Source organism: Streptomyces cellostaticus (assembly GCF_001513965.1).
In the GTDB taxonomy this organism is placed as follows: domain Bacteria; phylum Actinomycetota; class Actinomycetes; order Streptomycetales; family Streptomycetaceae; genus Streptomyces; species Streptomyces cellostaticus.
Window position 1 is genome coordinate 206,368 of the sequence record NZ_KQ948027.1, and the last position, 24,709, is coordinate 231,076.

Consider the following 24,709-nt stretch of genomic DNA (forward strand, 5'->3'; position numbering starts at 1 on the left):
CAAAGGCCTTGTGGGGCCGGTCAGTTGCCGTCGCCGCCACCCAGGTGGTGGACGCGGAGCATGTTGGTGGTGCCGGGGACCCCGGGGGGCGAGCCGGCGGTGATGATGACGGTGTCGCCCGCCTCGAAGCGGCCCAGCTTGGCGATCTCCTGGTCCACCAGGTCGACCATCTCGTCGGTGGTGTTCACGAACGGCACGATGTGCGACTCCACACCCCAGCTGAGGGTGAGCTGGTTGCGGGTGCCCTCGTCCGTGGTGAAGGCGATGATCGGCTGGGTCGCGCGGTAGCGGGACAGGCGGCGCGCGGTGTCACCGGACTGGGTGAAGGCGATCAGGCCCCGGCCGCCGAGGAAGTCGGCGATCTCGCAGGCCGCGCGGGCCACCGAACCACCCTGCGTGCGCGGCTTCTTGCCCGGCACGAGCGGCTGCAGGCCCTTGGAGAGCAGCTCCTGCTCGGCCGCGGTGACGATCTTCGACATCGTCTTGACCGTCTCGACCGGGTAGGCGCCCACGCTCGACTCGGCCGACAGCATGACCGCGTCGGCGCCGTCCAGGATCGCGTTGGCCACGTCGGAGGCCTCGGCGCGGGTCGGGCGGGAGTTGGTGATCATCGACTCCATCATCTGGGTCGCCACGATCACCGGCTTGGCGTTGCGCCGGCACATCTCCACCAGGCGCTTCTGCACCATGGGGACCTTCTCCAGCGGGTACTCGACGGCGAGGTCACCGCGGGCCACCATGACGGCGTCGAACGCCGCGACGACTTCCTCCATGTTCTCGACCGCCTGCGGCTTCTCCACCTTGGCGATCACCGGGACCCGGCGGCCCTCCTCGTCCATCACGCGGTGGACGTCCTGCACGTCCTTGGCGTCCCGGACGAAGGACAGCGCGACCATGTCGCAGCCCATGCGGAGGGCGAAGCGCAGGTCCTCGATGTCCTTCTCGGACAGCGCGGGCACGTTCACGGCCGCGCCGGGCAGGTTGATGCCCTTGTGGTCGGAGACGACACCGCCCTCGATGACGATCGTCTTCACCCGCGGGCCCTCGACGTCCAGGACCTTCAGCTCGACGTTGCCGTCGTTGATCAGGATCTGGTCGCCGCGCGAGACATCGCCCGGCAGCCCCTTGTACGTCGTACCGCAGATCTGCTTGTCGCCCGGTACGTCCTCGGTCGTGATGACGAACTCGTCACCGCGCTCCAGCTCGACGGGACCCTCGGCGAAGGTCTCCAGACGGATCTTCGGGCCCTGCAGGTCGGCGAGGACACCGATGGCCCGGCCGGTCTCCTTGGCGGCGGCCCGGACGCGGTCGTACCGCGCCTGGTGCTCGGCGTGGGTGCCGTGGCTGAAGTTGAACCGGGCCACATTCATGCCCGCGTCGAGCATGGCGACGAGCATCTCGTGGGAGTCGACCGCGGGGCCGAGAGTACAGACGATTTTCGAACGGCGCATGGGGCGATCCTATCGGTTTGTTTCGCTGCGGAATATTCCGTCTGGCGGAAGATACAAATGGGCGGACATGCGCTCAAGCGTGTTACTGCCGTGTATTGCTTCAGCTGCCACGTGGCGGAGCCGCATATTGTTACTGCCCGACCAGCGCGTACGTCTGTGTGGCGATCTCCAGTTCCTCATCGGTCGGCACCACGGCGACCGCCACCCGCGCGGACGCGGGCGAGATCAGCCGCGGCTTCTCGCCGCGTACGGCGTTCAGCTCGCCGTCGACCGCCAGGCCCAGCCCCTCCAGGCCCGCGATCGCCGCCTGGCGCACCGGCGCCGCGTTCTCGCCGACCCCGGCCGTGAACGCGACCGCGTCCACCCGGCCGAGCACCGCGTAATAGGCGCCGATGTACTTCTTGAGCCGGTGAATGTAAATGCCGAAGGCGAGCTCGGCCTCTTCGTCGCCCTCGTCGATCCGGCGGCGGATCTCCCGCATGTCATTGTCCCCGCACAGGCCGAACAGACCGCTCCTCTTGTTGAGAAGAGTGTCGATCTCGTCCATGGACATTCCGCCAACACGCGCCAAATGGAAGATGACGGCGGGATCCAGGTCGCCGGACCGTGTTCCCATCACCAGTCCCTCCAACGGCGTCAGTCCCATGGAGGTGTCCACGCACCGGCCGCCCTCGACCGCCGACGCCGAGGCGCCGTTGCCGAGGTGCAGCACGATCACGTTCACCTCCGAGGGGTCCTTGCCCAGCAGCCGCGCGGTCTCGCGGGAGACGTACGCGTGCGAGGTGCCGTGGAAACCGTAGCGGCGGATGCGGTGCCGGTCCGCGATCTTCGGGTCGATCGCGTAGCGCGCCGCGGACTCCGGCATGGTCGTGTGGAACGCCGTGTCGAAGACCGCGACCTGCGGCAGATCGGGGCGCAGCGCCTGCGCGGTGCGGATGCCGGTGAGGTTGGCCGGGTTGTGCAGCGGCGCGACCGGGATCAGCCGCTCGATCTCGGCGAGCACCTCGTCGTCGATGACGGTGGGCTCGGTGAAGAACATGCCGCCGTGCACCACCCGGTGCCCGATCGCGGCCAGTGCCGGCGAGTCCAGGCCGAGGCCGTCGCGGGCCAGCTCCTCGGCGACCGCCTTGAGGGCCGCGTCGTGGTCGGCGATCGGACCGGTGTGCTCACGGGTGTCGCCCGTGCCGACGCAGGTGTGCTTGAGCCGGGAGGTCTGCTCGCCGATGCGCTCGACCAGACCCACGGCCAGCCGGCTGCTGTCCCGCATGTCCAGCAGCTGGTACTTCACCGACGAGGAGCCGGAGTTGAGGACGAGGACACGGGTGGGGGAGGTCACTGCTCGGACGCCTTCTCGCTCGGGTTCTGGGCCTGGATCGCCGTGATGGCGACGGTGGAGACGATGTCCTGGACGAGTGCGCCCCGGGACAGGTCGTTGACCGGCTTGCGCAACCCCTGCAGGACCGGCCCGACGGCGATCGCGCCGGCCGAGCGCTGCACGGCCTTGTAGGTGTTGTTGCCGGTGTTGAGGTCGGGGAAGATCAGCACGCTGGCCTGCCCGGCGACATCGGAGTCCGGCAGCTTGGTCGCGGCGATGGACGGCTCGACGGCGGCGTCGTACTGGATCGGCCCCTCGATCTTCAGGTCCGGCCGGCGCGAGCGCGCCAGCTCGGTGGCCTCGCGCACCTTGTCGACGTCGGCGCCCGAGCCCGACGTACCGGTGGAGTAGGACAGCATCGCGATCCGCGGCTCCACGCCGAACTGCGCCGCCGTGCCCGCCGACTGGATGGCGATGTCCGCCAGCTGCTGGGCGTTCGGGTCCGGGTTGACCGCGCAGTCGCCGTAGACCAGCACCTTGTCGGCCAGGCACATGAAGAAGACGGAGGAGACGATCGAGGAGTCCGGCTTCGTCTTGATGATCTCGAAGGCGGGCCGGATGGTGGCCGCGGTCGAGTGCACCGAGCCCGACACCATGCCGTCGGCCAGACCCTCCTGGACCATCAGCGTGCCGAAGTAGTTCACGTCGGAGACGACGTCGTAGGCCAGCTCCACCGTCACGCCCTTGTGGGCGCGCAGCCGGGCGTACTGCTCGGCGAAGGCGTCCCGCAGCTCGCTGGTGGCCGGGTCGATCAGCTGGCTGTCGCCGAGGTCGATGCCCAGGTCGGCGGCCTTCTTGCGGATCTGGTCGACCGGGCCGAGCAGGGTCAGGTCGCACACCCCGCGGCGCAGCAGCACCTCGGCCGCGTGCAGCACCCGCTCCTCGGTGCCCTCCGGGAGAACGACCCTTCGCCGGTCCGAGCGGGCCTGCTCGAGGAGCTTGTGCTCGAACATCATCGGGGTGACCCGGTCACTGCTCGGTGCCGAGACCCGGCGGGCCAGGTCGGCGGTGTCGGTGTACCGCTCGAACAGACCGAGCGCGGTCTCCGCCTTGCGCGGGGTGGCCGCCGTCATCTTCCCCTCCAGGGCGAAGAGCTGCTCGGCGGTGGGGAAGCTGGTGCCGGACACCGAGATCACCGGGGTGCCCGGTGCGAGCCGGGCGGCCAGCGTGAGGATCTCCTCGCGCGGCACCTCGTTCAGGGTCAGCAGCACGCCGGCTATCGGCGGGGTGCCGGCACTGTGCGCGGCCAGCGAGCCGACGACCAGGTCGGCGCGGTCGCCCGGGGTCACGACCAGGCAGCCCGGGGTCAGGGCGCCCAGGAAGTTCGGCAGCATCGCACCGCCGAAGACGAAGCCCAGCGCGTCCCGGGCGAGCCCGGAGTCGTCGCCGAGCAGCACCTTGGCGTCGAGGGTCTGGGCGATCTGGGCGACCGTCGGCGCGGACAGCGCCGGCTCGTCGGGCAGCACGTACGTGGGCACCGGCAGGCGGTTGCCGAGCCGCTCGGCGATCTCGTCGCGGTCCTCGCGGGCCACCCGGTTGGCGACCATGGCCAGCACGTCGCAGCCCAGCCCGTCGTACGCCCGGTAGGCGTTGCGCGTCTCGGCCAGCACGGACTCGGCCGTCTGCTTACGGCCGCCCACCACCGGGATCACGGAGGCGCCGAACTCGTTGGCGAGGCGCGCGTTCAGGGACAGCTCGTCGGGCAGCTGGGTGTCGGCGAAGTCCGTGCCGAGGACGAGGACGACGTCGTAGTCCCGGGCCACCAGGTGGAACCGGTCGACCAGCGTGGAGACCAGCTCGTCCGTGCCCTGCTCGGCCTGGAGCGCGGACGCCTCGTGGTAGTCCATGCCGTAGACGGTCGCCGGATCCTGGGAGAGGCGGTACCGGGCCCGCAACAGCTCGAACAGCCGATCGGGCGCGTGGTGCACGAGCGGACGGAACACGCCCACCCGGTCGACCTGCCGGGTCAGGAGCTCCATGACTCCCAGCTCGACGACCTGACGGCCGTCGCCGCGGTCGATCCCGGTCACGTACACGCTGCGCGTCACGTGTGCACTCCGTTCCCTGTGTCTCGTCATCGATGTCTCGACTGCGATGTCTCGTCTGCGGCATAAAAATCGCCCACCAAGGTGAGCAGAACCCTCTTGACAATACCCCTGGTGCCGGATAAGGCGCCCGTCAGGACTTCACCGCCCCGGCGGACGTGAAACAATCGCACTGGCTCACCGGCACCGACAGCGAGCAGGAGACACAGCACGATGCGCATCGGAGTTCTCACCGCAGGCGGCGACTGCCCCGGCCTGAACGCCGTGATCCGGTCGGTCGTGCACCGGGCGGTGGCGCAGTACGGCGACGAGGTCATCGGTTTCGAGGACGGCTACCGGGGTCTGCTCGACCGCCACTACCGCTCCCTCGACCTGGACGCGGTCAGCGGCATCCTCGCCCGCGGCGGCACCATCCTCGGCTCCTCCCGCCTGGAGCGCGACCGGCTGCGCGAGGCCTGTGAAGGCGCCGCCGACATGGTCGAGGAGTTCGGCATCGACGCGCTGATCCCGATCGGCGGCGAGGGCACCCTGACGGCTGCCCGCATGCTCTCCGACGCGGGTCTGCCGGTCGTCGGCGTCCCCAAGACCATCGACAACGACATCTCCTCCACGGACCGCACCTTCGGTTTCGACACCGCGGTCGGCGTCGCCACCGAGGCGATGGACCGCCTGAAGACCACGGCCGAGTCCCACCAGCGCGTGATGGTCGTCGAGGTCATGGGCCGGCACGCCGGCTGGATCGCCCTGGAGTCCGGCATGGCCGCCGGCGCCCACGGCATCTGCCTGCCCGAGCGCCCCTTCGACCCCGCCGACCTGGTCAAGATGGTCGAGGAGCGGTTCTCCCGGGGCAAGAAGTTCGCGGTCGTCTGCGTCGCCGAGGGCGCCCACCCCGCCGAGGGCACCATGGACTACGGCAAGGGCGCGATCGACCAGTACGGCCACGAGCGCTTCCAGGGCATCGGCACCGCGCTCGCCTACGAGCTGGAGCGGCGCCTCGGCAAGGAGGCCAAGCCGGTCATCCTCGGCCACGTCCAGCGCGGCGGCGTCCCGACCGCCTACGACCGCGTCCTCGCCACCCGCTTCGGCTGGCACGCCGTCGAGGCCGCGCACCGCGGCGACTTCGGCAAGATGACCGCGCTGCGCGGCACCGACGTCCAGATGGTGCCGCTCGCGGAAGCGGTCACCGAGCTGAAGACGGTCCCGAAGGACCGGATGGACGAGGCGGAGTCGGTCTTCTAGGGCCTGTCCTCCTCCAGCCTCTCCCAGAAGTACTCGACGATCTGGTCGAGGAAGTCGCGGCCGGCGTCACCGGCGGCGCTGGCCGCGCTGTTCCCGCCCCAACTGAGGCTGGCCACCATCTGCCCCTGGTAGTCCTGGTGCAGCTCCTGGAGCACCTGCTCCAGCCGCTCCCGCTCCACCGGCGCGATCTTCGCGACCGGCCGCACATAGGCCTGCCAGCGGGTGGTGACGGCGCTGCGCAGCAGCTCGGCGAGCCGCTCCTCGCGGCCGGTGACGGCGACGAAGTCGGGCAGCCGCAGATCCAGGATCTCCGCGAGCGAGGCCGCCTGCCGGTCGTTGCCGCGCCAGTCGCCGCTCTCCTCCATGCGCAGATAGCTGCGCAGATCGATCCCGAGGGCACGGGCGACGTCCTCGGGCGCGAGCGCACGGGCGATCCGGTGCTCGCGCAGGGTCCTCGGCCGGCCGATGAGCTCGCCCGGCGAACACCACAGCACACCCGCGAGCGCGGTGAGCTCGGGGTTGCTGGGCGCGGCGGTACCGCGCTCCCAGGCGGTCACGAGATCGGGGGTGACATACGGCATCCCGTACGAGGCACGCAGCCCGTAGGCGACGTGCTCGGGCCCCATGCCGAGCGCGGCGCGGAGCCTGCGGGCGGCCGGGGCGTTGAACGGGGGAGCCGAGGGGTTCGGCTGGGCTGAGGGTTGGCGCACTCCGCACAAGCTAGGGGTGCGCCGGGGGGATGACTACGGGCCGTTCTGACAGGATCACTAATTGTAGGAACGTACGGTTCCGGCCGTTCGGTACGTTCCGGCCGTTCGGTAGGTAACGGACAGATCACCCCCGTCCGTCATCCCTTGACCGCGCCACCCAGCGCGAACCCACCCCCCAGCCGCCGCGCCACGAGCACATACAAAAGGATCACCGGCGTCGAGTAGATCACGGAGAACGCGGCGAGCTGCCCGTACGCCACCATGCCCCGGTTGCCGAAGAACTCGTTGATGCTGACCGAGGCCGGCATCTGGTCCGGCGTGAGCAGGAGCATGAAGGGGACGAAGAAGTTCCCCCACATCATCACGAACGAGAACACGGTGACGACGGCGAGGCCCGGCCCCATCAGCGGCAGCACGATCCGGACGAGGGACTGGAAGGAGGATGCCCCGTCCGTCCAGGCCGCCTCCTCCAGCTCCTTCGGCACCCCGTCCATGAAGTTCTTCATCAGCCAGATGGCGAAGGGCAGTTGGGACGCGGCGAAGAAGAAGAACGTCCCCTGCAGGGTGTCGATCAGGTTCACCCGCACGAACAGCGCGTACACCGGCACCATGATCGCGGTGATCGGCAGACTCGTCGCGAACAGGATCGTCAGCAGGAACGGCCGGTTGAGCCGGGACCGGAACCGGGACAGGGGATAGGCGGCGAGGGCCGCACAGACGACGGTCAGCGCGGTGGCTCCCCCGCACAGGATCAGGCTGTTGAGCAGCGGGGTGTAGACGATGTCCGGGGTGAGGACCGCGTCGAAGTTGCCGAAGGTGAACCCGTCGGGCACCTTGACCTTCAGGTCGGGGTGCGCGTCCACGGAGGACAGCAGCACCCACGCGAGGGGCAGCGCGAAGGCGAGGGCCACGGCGATCAGCCCGGCATCGGCGGCGAGGCGACGCGAGGCACGTTCTCGGGGCATGGCTGCTCCTACACCTCCGTCCGCAGCAGACGCAGATAGACGACGGAGAACAGGGAGCCGACGAGCAGCAGGAGCAGGGCGACGGCGGTGCCGTACCCGATCATGCTGTTCTGGAAGGCCTGTTCATACATGAACAGCGGCAGGGTCTGGCTCTTGTCGCCGGGCCCGCCCCTGGTCATCACCCAGATCAGCCCGAACACGGAGAGCGTCTGCAGGGTGTTGAGCATGAGGTTGGTGCCGATGGACCGGCGGATCATCGGCAGGGTGATGTGCCACATCCGCCGCCACCCGCCCGCCCCGTCCACCTCGGCGGCCTCCGTGATCTCGCTCGGTATCTCGTCCAGCGCGGCGGAGTAGACGAGCATCGAGAACGCCGTACCCCGCCAGACGTTGGCGAAGGAGACGGCGAGGACGGGGAGGGTGAACAGCCAGTTCTGGGCGGGCAGATGGAGTCGCTCCAGGATGGCGTTCAGCGTCCCCTCGCGCCGGAAGAAGGCGTAGAGCAGAAAGCCGGCGACGACTTCGGGCAGCACCCAGGCGGTGATGACGACTCCGCCGGTGACGGTACGCACGGGCTTGGAGGCCCGCTTCATCAGCGCCGCGAGGGCCAGCCCCAGGGTGTTCTGCCCGACGAGCGAGGACAGCACGGTGAACACCAGGGTCAGCCAGACGGCGTTCAGGAACGCGTCGTCCCGGAAGGCCCTGCGGAAATTGTCGAAGCCGACGAAGGAGGAGTGCGCCTGGCCGGTGAGCTGGAGGTCGGTGAAGGCGATGTAGACACAGTAGGCGATGGGGCCGGCGAGGAAGAGGAGCAGGAGGACCAGGGCGGGGGTGAGAGGAAGGGCCCTGGTGATCCGCCGATGGAGCCGAGGGAGCCTCACTTCTGGATCACATGGTTGTCGGTGACGTCCTTGAGCGTGGCGTCGTAGCCGCTCGCCGCCTTCTCGGCGGACTGGTCACCGGTGGTCACGCCCTCCATGGCCTCCTGGATGGCGGTCGACACCTTCGGGTACGCGGGGTAGGCGGGCCGGTAGTGCGTACTGGCGACCAGATCGGTGAAGAACTTGATGCCGGGCTGGGCGGTGGCATAGGCGGGGTCTGCCGCCACGTCCTTCCGTACGGCGATCCCGGAGTTGGCGATATACCACTTCCGGGCGTTGTCCTTCGTCTGCATGGTCCTGATGAAGTCGAAGGCGAGGTCGGGGTGGGCCGCCTTGGCCGGGACGGACCAGGTCCAGCCGCCGGACATGCTGACCTTGCCCGGGGCCTGGCCGTGCTGGGTGGGCATGTAGGCCAGCCCGAGCTGCTTGGACCAGTCCTTCCACTCGTGCCCGCTGCCCGACAGCCAGTCCTGCGGCAGCCAGGAGCCGTCGAGGTCGATGCCGAGCTTGCCCTTCGGGAGCAGTTCGCCGCGGATGGCGGTGCTGAAGTTGGGGTCGAGGGCGTCGGAGACGTCCGGGCCGAGCTTCTCCCGGTAGACGGTCTCCACGAAGGAGAGGGAGTCCTTGAAGGCCTGGCTCCCGCTGACCCACTTCTTGGTGGCGGCGTCGTAGAGCGGGTCCGTCCTCCCGTCGTTCGTGCCGTACAGCAGCATCTCGAAGCCCTGCATGGTGGCGCCCTCGCCGACGGGTTTGCCGGTGTAGACGTTCAGGGGGGTGACGCCGGGGACCTTCTGCTTGATGGTCCGGGCGGCGGCGAGGATGTCGTCCCAGGTCCTGGGCTGCCAGTCGGCGGGCAGACCGGCCTTCTCGAAGACGCGCCTGTCGAACCACAGGCCCCGGGTGTCGGTGCCGTCCGGGACGCCGTACGTCTTCCCGTCCTCGCCCTTCGCGGCGTTCTTGGCGGTGTCGATGAACTGCTGCCAGTCCGGCCACTTGGCGAGATACGGGTCGAGGGGCTTCAAGTACCCGCTCGTGATGTCCGAGTTGATCAGGAAGGTGTCCTCGTAGACCAGGTCCGGGGCGGTCCTGGGAGAGCGGAGCATCTGCTGGAGCTTGGTGTAGTACTCCGAGTCCGGGGCCTTGATGGGGACGAGCTCCACCTTCTTGCCGGGGTACTTCTTCTCGAACTGCTTCTTGATGCCGGCGAGGTAGCTGTCCATCACCTTGACGGAGTTGTCGGTCGACTCCTTGTAGGAGACCTTGAGGGTGTTCGGACTGCTGCCGGAGCCGTTGCCGCAGGCGGTGAGGGTCGTTGCGGCGAGAGTGAGGGCGACGAGCGTGGCGGCGGTGGGGCGCACGGGCATGACCTCCTGCGGGCGCACTTCGTTGTGGCGTGGCGTGGAGATGGCTGCCGTGTGAACGTAGGAGGAGTGGTCTAGTCAGGTCAATGAGTCTGCGCGGGATTGAGCGCTTGCGGCTTTGTCCGGGGCTTCGGCTCGGGTGAAGGCTTCGGCGGCTTGAAGATAGGCGGTGCGGGCTTCGGCGGGACGCTGGGCATCCTGATGGGCGTTGGCCAGGTTTTCGAGACTCAGGCCTGCCCCGTACCAGTCCTCGAACTCCCGGCAGATCTCCAGCGACTTGCCGTACGCATCGATCGCCTCCTGCGCACGGCCCACCTTCCACAGGGCAACGCCGAGATTGTGCCAAGCAGTGCCTACGCGGTGACCGTCCCCGGCGGCCTGGTACAAGTCGCGGGCTCGCGTGAGGGCGTCGACGGCCTCCTGCGCCCGGCCCTCGTCCAGCAGGGCGCCGCTGAGGTTGTTCAACGCCATGGCCTCGCCGTCGCGTACCCCGTCGGCCTCATAGAGGACGCGGGCACGGTCGAGGGCGTCGACCGCCTCCGCCAACCGGCCCCGATCCCGCAGAGCGTTCCCCAGGTCATTCGGCGCGTTGGCCTCAGAGCGGCTGTCACCCGAGACCCGGGACAGGTCACGGGCCCGGGTGAGGGCCTCGATCGCCTCCTCGGCCTGGCCCGTCTCCCGCAGGGCAATGCCAAGGTATCGGTACGAGGTGGCCTCGTCGCTGTGGTCGCCGATGTGGCATGCGGCCTGCTGGGCGCTCCGGGCGACGGTGACCCAGTCGTCGAAATGGCGCCGCCACTCCAGGTATACCGCCAAGTACAACGCCAGCTTCCCTGCCACGGGCGCGTACCGTTCGTCCCGCGCCCATTGCGCGGCCGCCACCAGCCCTGCCCGCTCCTTGTCCAACCACGCCAACGCCTCCGCTCGCAGCGGCGGTGCCTGCATCCTCGGCATCCACCGCAAGCGGTGGTCGGCCGCCCAGGTGAACACCGCGTAGTACGCCAGAACTCGCTCCCGCGCCGCCTTCCCCTCCTCCAGCAGCCGCGCGTCTTCGGCCACGACCTGCGCCCCGAACGCTCGCACCAGGTCGTGCAACCGCCACCGCAGCGCGCGGTTCGCCCCCATGGGCGACACGAGGCTCGCGGCAGCCAGGTCCTCCAGGAGTTCCACGGCCGTCTCCGGCCTCCGGTCGATCAGCGCGGCCACGGCTTCCGTGCCGATGTCCGGGCCTGGAGCGAACGTGAGCAGGCGCAGGACGCGGGCCTGATCGGGCGGCAGACGGCGGTACGACGTCTCCAGGACGGCGCGCAGGACGAGCGAACGGCCGTAGAGATCCGTGCAGGGACTGCCGTTGTCAAGGACGGCGGTCGTGTCCCCTGCCTGCTCGATGTCGGTCACCAGCGAGGCGATGCCTCTGTGCCGCCGGCGGCGGAGCATCGCGGCGGCGATCTGGAGCGCCAAGGGCAGATGCCCGCAGAGCCGGGCGAGTTCGCACAGTGCCTCCGGCTCCCGCGCCGGCCGCTCGTCGCGGTCGTCGGCGTCTCGCAGCGCTTGGGTCAGGAGCTCGACGGAGTCGGCGGGGTCCATCGTTTCGAGGTCGATGAGCCGGACAGGAAGGGCGTCCGGGCGGTCTCGTGACGTGATCAGGACCCGATGGTGATCCGTGCCCGGAAGAAGCGGTACGAACTGCGTGGCGTCCGAGGCATTGTCCAGGATCAGCAGCGTGCGGTCCTGTCGCTCGGCCAGAAGCCCGCGGTAGGCGTCGTACTGGCGGGCAGGCGTGGACGGCAGTTCCGGGCCTTGCACGCCGAGCGCGTCCAGCAGCGCCAGGACCGCCTGGTCCGCGGTGACCGGATCGTCGTCGTACCCTCGCAGGTCCACGAAGAGCGTCCCGCCCGGGAACCAGCCCTTCCCGCACGCCTGGTGTGCCGCCTCCAGCGCCAGAGCGGTCTTGCCGATACCGCCCATGCCGGTGAGCGCCGAGATCAGGATGGGCGGTGCCGTGTCGTCCGAGGAACGGGCCAGGCAGGGGAGCAGGCGGCGTAGTTCCTCCGTCCGGCCCGTGAAGCCGATGGGCCGGGGTGGCAGCGTGGCACTGGCGCGGGGGACCGGGCCTTTACCGGTTTCCGGTCTGCTTCCCGATGACGGGCCCATGGAAGATCCCGCCCCGGAAGTCGATGTGGTCGCCCCCGTACCGTCCTTGGGGCCCCTCCTCGGAGTCGTCGGAACTCCTGCCCCGGGGCCGGTACTTGTGCAGCGCGGCCACCGCCACCGCTGCCGCCTGTGCAGCCGCCCGTTGCTGAGAACCGCCCGCGTCGGCCACCGCCTTCTCGGCGTTCGCACGGTCGCTGATGCCCCGTACGACGAGGGCCTCCCGCCCCTCCAGATGTGCCGCGTGGGCGGCCCCGGACCCCTCCATCTCGAAGGCCGCAGCATCGTTGTAGTGCTCGCGGACATGCCGTGCGATCTCGGACTCGGCGTCGGCGAGGACCACGTCCCCCGTGGCGATCGGCTTGAAGTGCACCCGTACGTCCGGCATGTCCCGTACCGCCGAACGTGCCGCCTGTACCAGCGCGTTGGAGCCGAACCACGCCTCGGGGCGCACCAGCAGCCCCTGCGGAGTCTGCTTGCCGCCGTGGATGCCGTACACCTTCGTGCCCACCACGACGTCACCGATTCCGATGTCGTCCTTCAGACTGCCGGCGATCCCCACGAAGAGGACGGCCTGAGGCCGCAGCCAGCCGATGAGCGATGAAGTGAGGGCCGCGGTGTTCCTGGCGCCCTCGCCCAGCTCGGCCGCGGCGACCCGCCACGACGTACCCCGCAGACGCCCCACCTCCACGATGGTCCCGTTGTCGGGGTGGGATCGCTCCTCCCGCTCCTCGATGTGCGCACGCACCGCCGCATATTCCAGCGCAAGTGCGGTCAGGACCAGAACAGTGGGCTTCGTCTCCGGCACACTCATAAGGTACTGCCGGGGGAAGGGGGCGTAGTGGCGGAACGCGACGTAACGGTGGGGCAGTTGCTGCTCGCCGAGTACCAGACGATCAAGGACGAGCAGAAGACCCGGATCGGGTTCCGGGACAATCTGCTGTACGTCACACTCACTGTCGTGGCCGCGGTGATCGCCGCCGCTGCGCAGGCCAAGCAGACGGAGATGCTGCTGGCGTTGCCGCCGGTGTGTGTCGTGCTCGGGTGGACGTATCTGGTCAACGATCAGAAGATCTCGGCCATCGGAGCCTACGTGCGGCGGGAGCTGGGGCCGCGGCTCGCCACGATGGTGCAGGTGGAGGGGGCCGAGGTCTTCCGGTGGGAGGTCGCGCATCGGGGAGATGCGCGACGGGTCTCGCGGAAGGTCGTGCAGTGTCTGGTCGACCTGCTTGCGTTCTGTGTCGTGCCGTTGAGTGCGCTCGTCGTGTACTGGGGCGGGGGCGACACCTCGGCGGGGCTGCTGTTTCTCTCCGTGGCAGAGGCGCTCACGGTGGCGGGCCTGGGGGTGCACATCGTGCTGTACGCGGTGCCCTTCGGATCGGGGAACGATGCGGGGTGAACGACCACATCCACTTCCCGGACGGTGAGTTCAGGGGACCGGTCATCGGGAAGAAGGTGGAGTACCACCGGCAGGCGCCCGCGCCGACGGCTCTGAACGCGCTGCCCGCGAAGACGGCGGGATTCACCGGCCGGGACGACGAGTTGGCGCGGTTGCGGGATGCTCTCGACCCGGCGGGTGGCTCCGGCGAGCCGCAGGCCGTGCTCGTCACCGCTGTGTCGGGGCTGGGCGGCATCGGCAAGACCGCGCTGGCGGTCGAGGCGTCCTATGCCGCCCGGAAGAAAGGGTGGTTCCCGGGTGGGGAGCTCTTCGTGGACCTCCACGGTTACGACGATGCTCCCGTTACCGCCGACCAGGCGCTCCAGTCGCTGCTCCGGGCGCTCGGAGTCGAACCGAAGCACATCCCGGACACAGCGGACGAGCGGGCGGTGCTCTACCGGTCGACGCTGGCCGAGCGAGATCCGGTCCTGATCCTGGCTGACAACGCGTCGTCACCGGATCAGGTACGTCCCCTGCTCCCGGGCGGCACACGGCACCGGGTCCTCGTCACGTCCCGGGATCGTCTCCCCCAGCTCGGCGCCCGGCTCGTGCCCTTGGAGCAGCTCACCCCCGAGGCCTCCTGCGCCCTCCTCGACCGCGCCCTGAGAATCGCCGCTCCCGGCGACACTCGCGTCACCGACGATCCCGGGGGAGCCGGGCGGCTTGCGGCCCTGTGCGGGCACCTGCCGCTGGCCTTGCAGATCGCGGCGGCGCTGTTGGCGGAGGACCCGGATCAGCCGGTGGCAGAACTCGTCGCCGAGCTCGCTGCGTCGCACGACCGCCTCGCCTCCCTCAACGACGGTGAGCGCAGTGTTCGTGCCGCCTTCGACCTCTCCTACCGTCGCCTTCCCGCGGAACAGGCCCGGTTGCTGTGTCTGCTCGCCCTCGTGCCGGGGCCCGAGGTGAGCGACGAGGTGGCTGCCGCTCTGGCCGGGTCCGAGGTCCCTCCGCTGCGGGACCTGAGGGCGCTGGCCCGCACCCACCTCGTCGAGCGGGGCAGCGGGCGTGGACGGTGGCGTATGCATGATCTGGTGCGGGCGTTCGGTTCGGGTGTGGTGGCTCTGGACGCGGGCTTGCGGGAGGAGGGGGAAGCAGCGCGGGAACGGGTGCTGCGGTTCTACTGCCACTGGGCGTATGCCGCCGACAAGCGGGTGCAGCGGCTGCCGGGGCTGCCGGAGACGGAACAGCTCGCGGACCGCGGGCAGGCCCTGGCGTGGCTGGACGGGGAGCGGGCGGGGCTGGTGGCGGCGGTGCTGTGGGGGCGGGAGAAGCGGTACGCGGACATGGCGGTGCGGCTTTCGCTGCGTCTGGCGGTGTATTTCTCGCAGCGGCGGTACTTCGACGACTGGCTCACCGTTGCCCGGGCCGCTCTGGAGGCCGCGCACCTTGCCGGGGACGGTGCCCGAGAGGCCCACGCGTGGACCAACCTCAGCGTTGTCCTGCTGGAGGCGGGCCACATGGAGGAGGCGATCGAGGTCAGCAGCCGCGCCCGCGACGTGTGCCGGGCCGCCGGGAATCGCGACGGCGAAGCCTCGGCCCTGAACAGCCTCGGCGTCGCCCTGCTGAGCGTGGGGCAGATCGCGGAGGCGTTCGATGCTCACAGCCGAGCCTGCGATCTCTTCCAGGCTGTCGGGGACCACGTCAATGAGGCCGTGGCGTTGCACAACATCGGCCATCTCCTGATCATGGCGGGCCGGGCGGAGGAGGCGATCGAGGTCGTCAGCCGTGCCCGCGACGTGTGCCAGGCCGCCGGGAATCGCCATCGCGAAGCCAGTGCGTGGAGCAGACTCGGCGTCGCCCTGCTCCTGACCCTCCGGGGGCAGGAGGCGATCGAGGCGTGCGGCCAGGCCTTGGAGATCTTCCGTGAGTTCGAGGACTGGTACGGATTCGGGGAGGCTCTCGTCACCGTGGCCTTCGCCCACAAGCAGGCCGACCGCCTCGCCGAGGCCCGTGCCTGCTGGCTGGAGGCCGCCGACGCCTACGCTCATGGCAACGCCCACACCGAAGCCGCCGAGGCCCGCGCTCTGGCCGACGAGATCACCGCCCCCGCTCCACCCCCCGAACCCACCGATAGACCAACTCCGGCCTCCCCACCTGCCCGTACACCGGCTTCCGCTCAGCCCGCCCCGCCTCCACCAGATGCTCCAGATACCGCCGGGCCGTAATCCGGGAAATCCCCACCGCCTCAGCCACCCCTGCCGCCGTGAGCCCCTCCGACGCCTCCCGAAGCGTCCCCGTAACCCGCTCCAGCGTCGGCGCGCTCAACCCCTTCGGAAGCGCCGCAGGCCCCGGCGCACGCAGTGAAGCCAGCGCCCGGTCCACCTCGTCCTGGCCGCTCGCCTCCCCCACCGCCGCATGGAACTCGGCGTACCGCACCAGCCGATCGCGCAGCGTCGCGAAAGTGAACGGCTTCAGCACGTACTGGACGACCCCCAGGGAGACCCCTTCACGCACCACCGCCAGGTCCCGGGCCGACGTCACCGCTATCACGTCCGCGTGATACCCCGCTGCCCGCAGCGACCGCGCGAACTGCAGCCCGTGCACATCCGGCAGGTGCAGGTCCAGCAAGAGGAGATCCACGGCCGTACGGTCCAGGATGCGGCGTGCCTCCGCGCCCGTGTGCGCCTTGCCGACCGGCACGAAGCCCGGCACCCGTCCGACGTACATCACATGCGCGGCGGCCGCCACCGGATCGTCCTCCACCACGAGGACCCGGATGGGCTGCGCATCAGAACCCGTCATACGTCGCCTCCCGGCCCCGCGGCGGGCCCGACCACCGTGCGCAACGGCAACCGCACCTCGAACACCGCTCCGCCCGCACCGTCCTGTTCGGACTCCGCCACCGTCAAGGTCCCGTCGAGCCGGGTGACCGCCTGCCGGACCAGGGCCAGGCCCAGGCCCCGCCCGCCGGGCCCCGCCGGCTTCGTCGAGAACCCCCGCTGGAATACCAGGTCGGCATGGGCGGGGTCGACACCGGGCCCGGTGTCCGACACGCGCAGCACCAGTTCGGACGCCGAGGTGTACGCCGTCACGGTGACCCGCGCTCCGACACTGCCCTGCGCCGCATCCACCGCGTTGTCGATCAGATTGCCGAGGACGGTCACCAGGTCCCTCGCCGACAGCTCGGGCGGGAGCACGCCGTCGTCCAGCCGGCTGTCGGCCGACACCACCAGCTCGACGCCCCGCTCATTGGCCTGTGCCGTCTTGCCCAGCAGCAGAGCGGCCAGCACCGGCTCGCTCACCGCCGCCACCACCTGGTCGGTCAGCGCCTGGGCCAGCTCCAGTTCCGCCGTCGCGAACTCCACGGCCTCCCCGGCCCGGCCCAGCTCGATCAGCGAGACCACCGTGTGGAGGCGGTTCGCCGCCTCGTGCGCCTGGGAGCGAAGGGCCTGAGTGAAGCCCCGCTCCGAGTCCAACTCGCCCATCAAGGACTGGAGTTCGGTGACATCGCGCAGGGTGACCACCGTGCCTCGGCGCTCGCCCCCGGACACCGGTGACGTGTTCACCACCAGCACCCGTGACGCCGTCAGATGGACCTCGTCCACCCGGGGCTCCGACGACAGCAGCGCCCCGGTCAGCGGGGCCGGCAGGCCGAGGTCCGCGACCGACATGCCGACCACCTCCTGCTCCTCGCCCACCGCCAGCAGCTCCCGGCCGCCGTCGTTGATCAGCGCCACCCTGTACCGCCCGTCCAGCATCAGCAGCCCCTCGCGCACCGCGTGCAGAGCCGCCTGGTGGTAGTCGTGCATCCGGCTCAGCTCGCTCGCGTTCATGCCGTGGGTGTGGCGGCGCAGCCGGGCGTTGATCACGTACGTGCCGACCGCGCCCAGCAGCAGGGCTCCGCCCGCCACCCCGAACAGCGCCGTGACCTGGTCCTGGACCCGTTCGCTGATCGCCTCGACCTTGATCCCGGCGCTGACCAGGCCGATGATCCGGCCGTTGTCCGTCACCGGGGTCACCGCGCGGACCGAGGGGCCGAGCGTGCCGGTGTACGTCTCGGTGAAGGTGCGGCCGTGCTGGGCGGGGCCGATGCGGCCGAGGAAGCGTTTGCCGATCTGCTGCTGGTCGGGGTGGGTCCAGCGGATGCCGTCCGGATTCATGATCGTGACGAAGTCGACGTTCGTGTCCCGCATGACCTGGAGCGCGTACGGCTCCAGTTCGGCCGTGGGGTCGGAGGTGTGGATCGCCGCGCGGACCGAGGGGGCGTCCGCGATCGAGCGGGCCACCGCCGTCACCTGGCGGACCGCCGCGTCCTCGGCCTGCCGCTGGTCGCTGACGTAGGTGAACAGCGCGTACCCGGCCACGACCACCGCTATCAGCACGGCCTGCATGGCGAAGAGCTGGCCGGCCAGGCTGCGGGGGCGCGGGAGGGACGGGAAGCGCATGTCAGCAGTGTGCCTCTCGGGTTAAGCATGAACTAAATGAACGGAAGGGTGACCGCCCTCACAGACCGGGAGATAGTCACGGCATTCCCCAGAACGCCCGGACGTGAGCCGCACGCCGGTGATGCCGACGACGACGTCAAGGAGGGCAGCCGTGGCCGCCAGTTCCCCCGATACGGCACCTGCCGCACCCGCCGTGAAGCGGGACCGAACCCATTACCTGTACATCGCCGTCATCGTGGCGGTCGCGCTCGGTATCGCCGTGGGGCTCATCTGGCCCGATGCGGGAGTCCAGCTGAAGCCGCTGGGTACGGGCTTTGTGAACCTGATCAAGATGATGATCTCGCCGATCATCTTCTGCACGATCGTGCTCGGGATCGGGTCCGTACGGAAGGCCGCGAAGGTCGGTGCCGTCGGCGGTATCGCGCTCGGCTACTTCACCGTGATGTCGCTCGTCGCCCTCACCATCGGGCTCGTCGTCGGCAATGTGCTCCACCCGGGTGACGGGCTGCACATCACCAACGCGATCAAGGCGTCCGGGCACGAGCAGGTGTCGGCCGACGCGCTGCCGCCGGTCGACTTCGTCCTGTCGATCATCCCGACCTCCTTCGTGGCCGCCTTCACCGGGGGGCAGGTGCTCCAGACCCTGCTGGTCGCCCTGCTCGCCGGGTTCGCGCTGCAGGCCATGGGCCCGGCCGGGCAGCCGGTGCTGCGCGGCATCGAGCACATCCAGCGGCTGGTCTTCCGCATCCTGGCCATGGTCATGTGGGCCGCGCCGATCGGTGCCTTCGGCGCCATCGCGGCCGTCACCGGCTCGGCGGGCCTGGACGCGCTGGAGAGCCTCGGCAAGCTGATGCTCGGCTTCTACGTGACCTGCTTCCTGTTCGTCTTCATCGTGCTCGGCGCGCTGCTGCGGGCCATCGCCGGACTGAACATCTTCTCCCTGTTCAAGTACCTGGGCCGGGAGTTCCTGCTGATCCTCTCCACCTCCTCCTCCGAGTCCGCGCTGCCGCGGCTCATCGCGAAGATGGAGCACCTGGGAGTCAGCAAGCCCGTCGTCGGCATCACCGTGCCGACCGGCTACTCCTTCAACCTCGACGGCACCATGATCTACATGACCATGGCGTCCCTCTACATCGCCGACGCCCTGGGCACCCCGATGTCCGTCGGCGAGCAGATCCCGCTGCTGCTCTTCCTGCTGCTGGCCTCCAAGGGTGCGGCGGGCGTCAGCGGCGCGGGTCTCGCCACGCTGGCCGGCGGTCTCCAGTCGCACAAGCCCGCGCTGGTCGACGGTGTCGGTCTGATCGTCGGCATCGACCGCTTCATGAGCGAGGCGCGTGCGCTGACGAACTTCGCGGGCAACGCCGTCGCGACCGTCCTGGTCGGCACCTGGACGAAGGAGATCGACAAGGACCGGGTCAAGCAGGTCCTCGCCGGTGAGCTGCCGTTCGACGAGACCACGCTTCTGGACGAGGATGCGGCTTCTGCGGAGGTTCCCGAGAAGGAGCTGGCCAAGGCCTGACCTCGCAAGAAAGCTCCGGACGTCCGGCTCCGCCTGAACCCGGGCCGGGCGTCCGGTCACCGCCGCCGGGCGGCTGAGTCTCCCCCCGTTCGCTCAGCCGCCCGGCTTTCCACTCACCCTGGCCACCAGTTCGGTGGCCGTCGAGGCGGGTACGCCCGCTGCGGTCAGCACCGTGACCGTGGCCGAGCGGCCCGCCTCTTCCGCTGTCACCAGCCCGTCGTTCACCGCCTCCATCACCGCGAACAGCATCTGCTCGTGCACGTACGCGAGGGCCGGCGCGGGCAGCGGGGAGCTGAAGACGCCCTCGTCCAGGCCGTGCTGCAGCAGCCGCACCTTGTTCTCGCGCAGGGGTGCGAGGCGTTCGCGGATGCCCTGCACGGTCACCGTGCGCTGGGCGAGGGCCACCAGCAGCCGGTAGCGGTCGGCGATCTCCCAGATCGCGAGCACCGACCGGGCCACCGCCTCCGCCGGGTCCGCCAGCCCCTCGCGGGCTCCCGCGTCCGCGTCCGCCAGCGCCTCCACCGCCCCGTCGACGAGTGTGCTGATCAGCGCCTCACGGCTCGGGAAATGCCCGTACACCGTCCGCCGTACGACCCCTGCGGCGCGCGCGATCTGGTCCATGGAGGCGTCGGGGTCGCGCAGCAGCTCGGCGAGGGCGACGTCGAGGATGCGGCGCCGGTTGGCGTCGGCGCGGCTGGTGTTACCCGTGGTCATGACGGTCATTCTGCACGCCCCGCCTCGACTTGCACAGTGCTGTGCAGCGGCGTACATTGCACATGGTTGTGCAATTGCACGACGCTGTGCAAGTTCTCGTCGCGTACCGAGGAAGGCGATCCCTGCCATGCGACTCGTCATGAACGAACCGGTCGAGAGGACGGACCACCCCTACGCCCGGCGCTGGTGGGCGCTCCTCGTGCTCTGCCTGAGCCTGCTGATCATCGTGATGGCCAACACCGCCCTCACGGTCGCGGCGCCCGACATGACCCGCGACCTCGGGCTGTCCAGCGCCGACCTCCAGTGGGTGATCGACGGCTACACCGTCCCGTACGCCGCGCTGATGCTGCTGCTCGGCGCGATCGGCGACAAGTACAGCCGCCGCGGCGCGCTCGTCCTCGGCCTCGTCGTCTTCGGCGGCGGAGCGGTCGCCGGCTACCTCGCCGACAGCTCCACGGCCGTCATCGCGGCCCGCGCCGTGATGGGTGTCGGCGCCGCGCTGATCATGCCCGCCACGCTCTCCCTGCTCGCCGCGACCTTCCCGCGCGCCGAGCGCGCCAAGGCCATCACGCTGTGGACCGCCACCGCGGGGCTCGCCATCGCCGCCGGACCGGTGGTCGCGGGCGCCCTGCTGCGCGACCACGGCTGGTCCTCGACCTTCCTGATCAACGTGCCCATCGCGGCAGTGGCGATCATCGGCGCGCTCGTCCTCGTACCGCCGTCCAAGGCCGGCCATCACGACCGCATCGACTGCGTAGGCGGCCTGCTGTCGGTGATCTGGACCGGCTCGCTGATCTACATGATCATCGAGGGACCGCACTTCGGCTGGGGCACCAAGGCCGTCACCGCGGCGGTCGTCGCCGGGGTGGGCCTGGTCGCCTTCGTCGCCTGGGAACTGCGCCACCCCCGCCCGATCCTGGACGTGCGCCGCTTCACCAACCGCCGTTTCGCGGGCTCCAACCTCGCCGTGGCGCTCTTCTTCCTGGCCGTCTTCGGCGCCTTCTACTACCTCACCCAGCACCTCCAGTTCGTCCTTGGCTACGACGCCCTGGAGACCGGCGTACGGATGCTGCCGCTGGCCGGCGCGGTCTTCGTCGGCTCGGCCCTCACCGGCTGGCTCACCCCGCGCGTCGGCATGAAGTACACGGTCACCGCGGGCATGGTCGGCGGCACGACGGCACTCGCGCTGCTGACCCGGGTCGACGTGAGCTCGACGTACACCGACTTCCTGGCCCCGCTGATCATCCTGGGCCTCGCCATCGGCCTCGCCCTCTCGCCCTGCACCGACGCCATCATGGGCGCCTTCCCGGAGTCCGAACTGGGCGTCGGCGGTGCGGTCAACGACACCTCGCTGGAGCTGGGCGGCTCGCTCGGCATCGCGATCCTCGGCTCGCTGCTCGCCACCTCGTACGGCGACCACCTCACCGACGCCACCGCGGGCAGCAAGCTCCCGGCGAGCGCTCTGGCAACCCAGGACTCGGTCGGCGCCGGGTACGCGGTCGCGCAGGGCATCGGCGACAAGGCCCACCAACTGGCCGCACAGGCCGCGCAGACGAGCGATGCGCAGCAGGCCGCGCAGCTCAAGCAGCAGGCCACCCAGCTCGCCTCCGGCGCCCGGCAGATGGCGGACGCGGTCGGCTCCTCCTTCTCGGACGCGGTCGCCCACACCAGCCTGGTCGGCGCGGTGATCCTGGGCATCGGCACGGTCCTGGTGGCGGTGTTGCTGCCGCGCCGCGAGGCCGCCGTGGCAAAGGCCCCGGAAGAGGAACGGGAGCTGGTGGACAGCGCCGCCGGCTGACCCCTGACGCCCTCTTCTCACCCCCATCCACTAACGTGCCGCTCCGGAACCGGAACGGCACGTTCGTGCGTGTTCCCGAACGAGCATGGAGGCACGGGGGATGAAGATCGACTGGGACCGGCGGACCTGCGCACGCAAGGGCCATGTGACCTACGCGCCGGACGATCCGCGGCTGCGGGTACGGCTGCACGCCGAGACCGCGCTCGGTGACGTCTGGCGCTGCCTGCGCTGCGGCGACTTCGCGCTGGGCGAGCCGCACGGCTCGGGGCCGGCCGACGAGGCGCCGCTGGTACCGCGAGGCAAGGTGCTGCGGGACCTGTTCATCCTCCGCTTCCTGGCGATCGAGCGAGCCGTGCGCGGTGTGTTCATCGTGCTGGTCGCGGTGGCGGTCTGGAAGTTCAGCAACAGCCAGGACTCGGTGCGCCGACTCTTCAACGAGAACCTGGACGTTTTCCGCCCGGTCTTCCGGCACTTCCACTACGACCTCGACCACTCACCGGTCGTCGACTCCATCCAGAAGGCCTTCGGCTACAAGCACTCCACGCTGATGCTGGTCGCGGCCCTGCTGCTGGCGTATGCGCTGATCGAACTGATCGAGGCGGTAGGCCTCTGGTACGCCAAGCGCTGGGCGGAGTACCTGACGGTGGTGGCCACCGCCGCCTTCCTCCCCCTGGAGATCTACGAACTCACCGAGCACATCAGCTGGCTGAAGATCGCCACCCTGGTCCTCAACATCCTCGCGGTCCTCTACATCGCCCTGGCCAAGCGCCTGTTCGGACTGCGCGGCGGGCGCAGGAAGTTCGAGGAGGAGCGGCACAGCGCCTCGCTGATGGAGGTGGAGGAGTCGGCGGGGGTCACGGTCTAGGACGCACGCGGGTCCGCGCCCCGAATCCTTTGACCTGCCGGTGATTTCGGCACCAGGCTGGGAGGCTCGGCATGACCAGTCGACACAGGGAGGCAGGCATGGGGGAATCGGGCAGGGTCGAGATCATGAGCTCGACCGAGTACCGGGCCCAGTACGGAGCGGAGCGGGAACCGTCGCCGCTCGCCCAGCGCCCCGGCCGCGTCGACCTCGCCGTGGAGATCCCCCTCCCGGACCCCGAGGGCCGCGCCCGCCTCCTCTCCCTCTACGGCTCCGCGCTCGGCCTCGGCAAGGACATCACCGACGAGGTGGTGACCCGGACCGAGGGCACGACGGCGTCCTTCACCGAGGAACTGATCTGCCGCTCCGTCCTGATCGCGGCGGAACGCGAGTCCCCGCACACGGAACCGGAGGACGTCCGGGCTGCCCTGGACGAACTCCTCTCCGACCGGGATCTGCTGACTCGCCGGTTGCTCGGGGTCCGGGGGGACGAGGAGGGGGCGGGGCCGGCGGGGGTGGACGAGGGGGACTTCTAGTGCCTCTGGGGGGGCGTGAGCAGTTCGAACGTGCATCACGGTCGTGCGTGGTTTGGCCGCCGTCGACTGGCCGGATCACGCCATACGCCGATCAACCGCGTTGCTTGTGCAACCCCTTGTGCGAGAATGTGTTCGATGTCATGGCACGTAAGTGACGTACGGGGGTGGGCTGATGAAGTTCGACATGGGGGCGTCGACGCTTGCGACGCTGAGGCAGAGCACGAGCGGGTCGAGTGACGATCTGGGCGCGCTGATCCAGCAGTTGATTGCCGCGGCGCAGCCGTTGGAGGGGAAGTTCAACGGCGACGGCAAGGTCATGTTCGACTCGTTCAAGCGGCGTGCGGATGAGATCACCGCCGCCTTGAACGGGTCGTTGGCCTCGATCCTAGGCGGCCAGTCGGGCATGGACACGGCGTTCGTCACCGGCGACCAGGAACAGGCCGACAACGCGCACCAGACCATCAGCGCCGCGAACTTCGACGCGGCCCGCTTCCGCGGCTGAACATGGCCGAACCGCAAGGGGGATGTGAACATCATGGCCAACCAGGATCGTCGCTCGTACGACACCGGTGCCTCCGCCGACGTACAGAGCAGCCTGCAGGGCATCATCGGTCGCCTGGAGACCGTGCTGGGCGACCGCGAGCGTGCGGTGAAGGCCGCGATGGCGGACTACCAGGCTGACGGCGTGTCGGACGAGTACCACGGCAAGGAAGTCCGCTGGCACAAGGCGGCAGGCGAGGTCCGCGACATCATCCGGCTGGTGCGCACCACGCTGGAGAAGAACGACGGGACGGCGCAGGCCACGCTGGCCAAGGCGAAGGCGGCGGTCGACAACATCGGCTGACGCGGCAGCAGATACGGGGACTAGGGGGAATGCTGTGACGGGGTGGGACATCGATCCGGCCGGTGTGTACAGCGTGCTGTCCAAGACAGGGGCCGCTGCGAAGGACCTGTCGGACGCGGGTTCGGCCATGCAGGGCAACCTGGAGGAAGCGGCCTCGGCGGCGGGGACTCTGACCGATCAGTACGGCCCGTACACCAGCACGGCCGGGCTGGTCGGTTCGGCACTGGCCCAGTTCGCGAAGCATTGGAACCGGGACCTTCTTTACATCGCCAAGCGGACGTCGAAGTCCTTGAACGGTGCGGACCAAGCCACCCGCCACTATGTGCACGGCTCGATCGAGCAGGCGGTGAACGCGCAGCAGGAGGCGGCCAAGGAACCGAAGGTGGACCTGCCCGGCAAGGGTGAGACGGGCCGGGGCACGGAGGGCCGGTAGGG

Annotated in this window: 21 protein-coding genes and 1 pseudogene; 10 read left to right on the plus strand and 12 right to left on the minus strand. The window is 69.7% G+C overall.

Features of this window, described 5'->3' with window-relative positions; translation table 11 throughout:
- Window positions 1-20: 20 nt before the first annotated feature.
- The 3 genes from pyk to pta all read right to left on the minus strand — a co-directional run bounded on the left by pyk (window position 21) and on the right by pta (window position 4,874).
- Entirely contained in the window at window positions 21-1,451 is a 1,431-nt protein-coding gene (gene pyk, locus AQI88_RS24605) for a pyruvate kinase (RefSeq protein WP_067003111.1), read from the minus strand.
- A gap of 130 nt (window positions 1,452-1,581) precedes the next feature.
- Window positions 1,582-2,787 carry an acetate kinase gene (locus tag AQI88_RS24610; protein ID WP_067003113.1) on the minus strand — a complete coding sequence of 402 codons (1,206 nt, stop codon included), beginning with the start codon at window positions 2,785-2,787 and terminating at the stop codon, window positions 1,582-1,584.
- Entirely contained in the window at window positions 2,784-4,874 is a 2,091-nt protein-coding gene (gene pta / locus AQI88_RS24615; protein WP_067003115.1) for a phosphate acetyltransferase, read from the minus strand. The genes AQI88_RS24610 and pta overlap by 4 nt, the downstream gene beginning before the upstream one ends.
- Before the next feature lie 210 nt (window positions 4,875-5,084).
- On the opposite strand from pta, the gene AQI88_RS24620 reads away from it, so the two are divergent.
- Window positions 5,085-6,110, plus strand: a complete 1,026-nt coding sequence (locus AQI88_RS24620; RefSeq protein WP_067003118.1) for an ATP-dependent 6-phosphofructokinase — start codon at window positions 5,085-5,087, stop codon at window positions 6,108-6,110.
- Here the strand turns inward: AQI88_RS24620 and AQI88_RS24625 are convergent.
- From AQI88_RS24625 to AQI88_RS24650, 6 genes are all read right to left on the minus strand, one after another.
- Window positions 6,107-6,820, minus strand: coding sequence for a helix-turn-helix domain-containing protein (locus AQI88_RS24625; RefSeq protein WP_067003120.1), 714 nt, complete (start codon window positions 6,818-6,820; stop codon window positions 6,107-6,109). The two genes, AQI88_RS24620 and AQI88_RS24625, sit on opposite strands and share 4 nt — an antisense overlap.
- 137 nt (window positions 6,821-6,957) lie before the next feature.
- Complete coding sequence (locus AQI88_RS24630; RefSeq protein ID WP_067003122.1) at window positions 6,958-7,785, minus strand: carbohydrate ABC transporter permease; 828 nt, start codon at window positions 7,783-7,785, stop codon at window positions 6,958-6,960.
- An 8-nt stretch (window positions 7,786-7,793) separates the two neighbouring features.
- A complete protein-coding gene (locus AQI88_RS24635) occupies window positions 7,794-8,666 on the minus strand; it encodes a carbohydrate ABC transporter permease (RefSeq protein ID WP_208615887.1) in 873 nt (290 codons plus the stop codon).
- On the minus strand, window positions 8,663-10,030 hold the full coding sequence (locus AQI88_RS24640; protein WP_067003124.1) for an extracellular solute-binding protein: 1,368 nt from the start codon (window positions 10,028-10,030) through the stop codon (window positions 8,663-8,665). Before AQI88_RS24640 ends, AQI88_RS24635 begins: the two co-directional genes overlap by 4 nt.
- A 75-nt stretch (window positions 10,031-10,105) precedes the next feature.
- Window positions 10,106-11,995, minus strand: coding sequence for an ATP-binding protein (locus AQI88_RS24645; protein ID WP_067003126.1), 1,890 nt, complete (start codon window positions 11,993-11,995; stop codon window positions 10,106-10,108).
- 148 nt (window positions 11,996-12,143) lie between these two features.
- Window positions 12,144-12,992: a 5'-methylthioadenosine/S-adenosylhomocysteine nucleosidase gene (locus tag AQI88_RS24650; protein WP_079057776.1), complete on the minus strand. Its 849-nt coding sequence runs from the start codon at window positions 12,990-12,992 to the stop codon at window positions 12,144-12,146.
- Between the two features lie 27 nt (window positions 12,993-13,019).
- Here AQI88_RS24650 and AQI88_RS24655 point away from each other — a divergent pair, with 27 nt between their 5' ends.
- On the plus strand, window positions 13,020-13,577 hold the full coding sequence (locus AQI88_RS24655; protein ID WP_067003130.1) for a hypothetical protein: 558 nt from the start codon (window positions 13,020-13,022) through the stop codon (window positions 13,575-13,577).
- A 1,322-nt stretch (window positions 13,578-14,899) separates the two neighbouring features.
- Window positions 14,900-15,472: pseudogene (locus AQI88_RS48860) on the plus strand (tetratricopeptide repeat protein); the annotation flags it as partial.
- A gap of 181 nt (window positions 15,473-15,653) precedes the next feature.
- On the opposite strand, the gene AQI88_RS43500 reads toward AQI88_RS48860, so the two are convergent.
- Both AQI88_RS43500 and AQI88_RS24665 read right to left on the minus strand, forming a co-directional pair.
- A complete protein-coding gene (locus AQI88_RS43500; RefSeq protein WP_079057766.1) occupies window positions 15,654-16,358 on the minus strand; it encodes a response regulator in 705 nt (234 codons plus the stop codon).
- A complete protein-coding gene (locus AQI88_RS24665) occupies window positions 16,355-18,001 on the minus strand; it encodes an ATP-binding protein (RefSeq protein WP_067003134.1) in 1,647 nt (548 codons plus the stop codon). The genes AQI88_RS43500 and AQI88_RS24665 overlap by 4 nt, the downstream gene beginning before the upstream one ends.
- Before the next feature lie 121 nt (window positions 18,002-18,122).
- Between AQI88_RS24665 and AQI88_RS24670 the strand changes: the two genes are divergently transcribed.
- Window positions 18,123-19,520 (plus strand): cation:dicarboxylate symporter family transporter, encoded by a 1,398-nt coding sequence (locus AQI88_RS24670; RefSeq protein ID WP_067003216.1) that lies wholly within the window; start codon window positions 18,123-18,125, stop codon window positions 19,518-19,520.
- 93 nt (window positions 19,521-19,613) lie between these two features.
- On the opposite strand, the gene AQI88_RS24675 is transcribed toward AQI88_RS24670, so the two are convergent.
- Window positions 19,614-20,243, minus strand: a complete 630-nt coding sequence (locus AQI88_RS24675) for a TetR/AcrR family transcriptional regulator (protein WP_067003137.1) — start codon at window positions 20,241-20,243, stop codon at window positions 19,614-19,616.
- A gap of 118 nt (window positions 20,244-20,361) precedes the next feature.
- Here AQI88_RS24675 and AQI88_RS24680 point away from each other — a divergent pair, with 118 nt between their 5' ends.
- The 6 genes from AQI88_RS24680 to AQI88_RS24705 all read left to right on the plus strand — a co-directional run bounded on the left by AQI88_RS24680 (window position 20,362) and on the right by AQI88_RS24705 (window position 24,707).
- Window positions 20,362-22,032: an MFS transporter gene (locus tag AQI88_RS24680; protein ID WP_067003139.1), complete on the plus strand. Its 1,671-nt coding sequence runs from the start codon at window positions 20,362-20,364 to the stop codon at window positions 22,030-22,032.
- Between the two features lie 100 nt (window positions 22,033-22,132).
- The gene (locus AQI88_RS24685; RefSeq protein ID WP_067003141.1) at window positions 22,133-22,897 is read left to right on the plus strand and encodes a DUF2127 domain-containing protein; all 765 of its coding nucleotides are present in this window, start codon (window positions 22,133-22,135) and stop codon (window positions 22,895-22,897) included.
- 125 nt (window positions 22,898-23,022) lie between these two features.
- Entirely contained in the window at window positions 23,023-23,430 is a 408-nt protein-coding gene (locus AQI88_RS24690) for an ATP-binding protein (RefSeq protein ID WP_244184288.1), read from the plus strand.
- A gap of 172 nt (window positions 23,431-23,602) precedes the next feature.
- Entirely contained in the window at window positions 23,603-23,932 is a 330-nt protein-coding gene (locus AQI88_RS24695; RefSeq protein WP_067003218.1) for a hypothetical protein, read from the plus strand.
- A gap of 30 nt (window positions 23,933-23,962) precedes the next feature.
- Window positions 23,963-24,274, plus strand: coding sequence for a pore-forming ESAT-6 family protein (locus AQI88_RS24700; protein ID WP_107118654.1), 312 nt, complete (start codon window positions 23,963-23,965; stop codon window positions 24,272-24,274).
- 34 nt (window positions 24,275-24,308) lie between these two features.
- On the plus strand, window positions 24,309-24,707 hold the full coding sequence (locus AQI88_RS24705) for a DUF6507 family protein (RefSeq protein WP_067003145.1): 399 nt from the start codon (window positions 24,309-24,311) through the stop codon (window positions 24,705-24,707).
- Window positions 24,708-24,709: the final 2 nt, after the last annotated feature.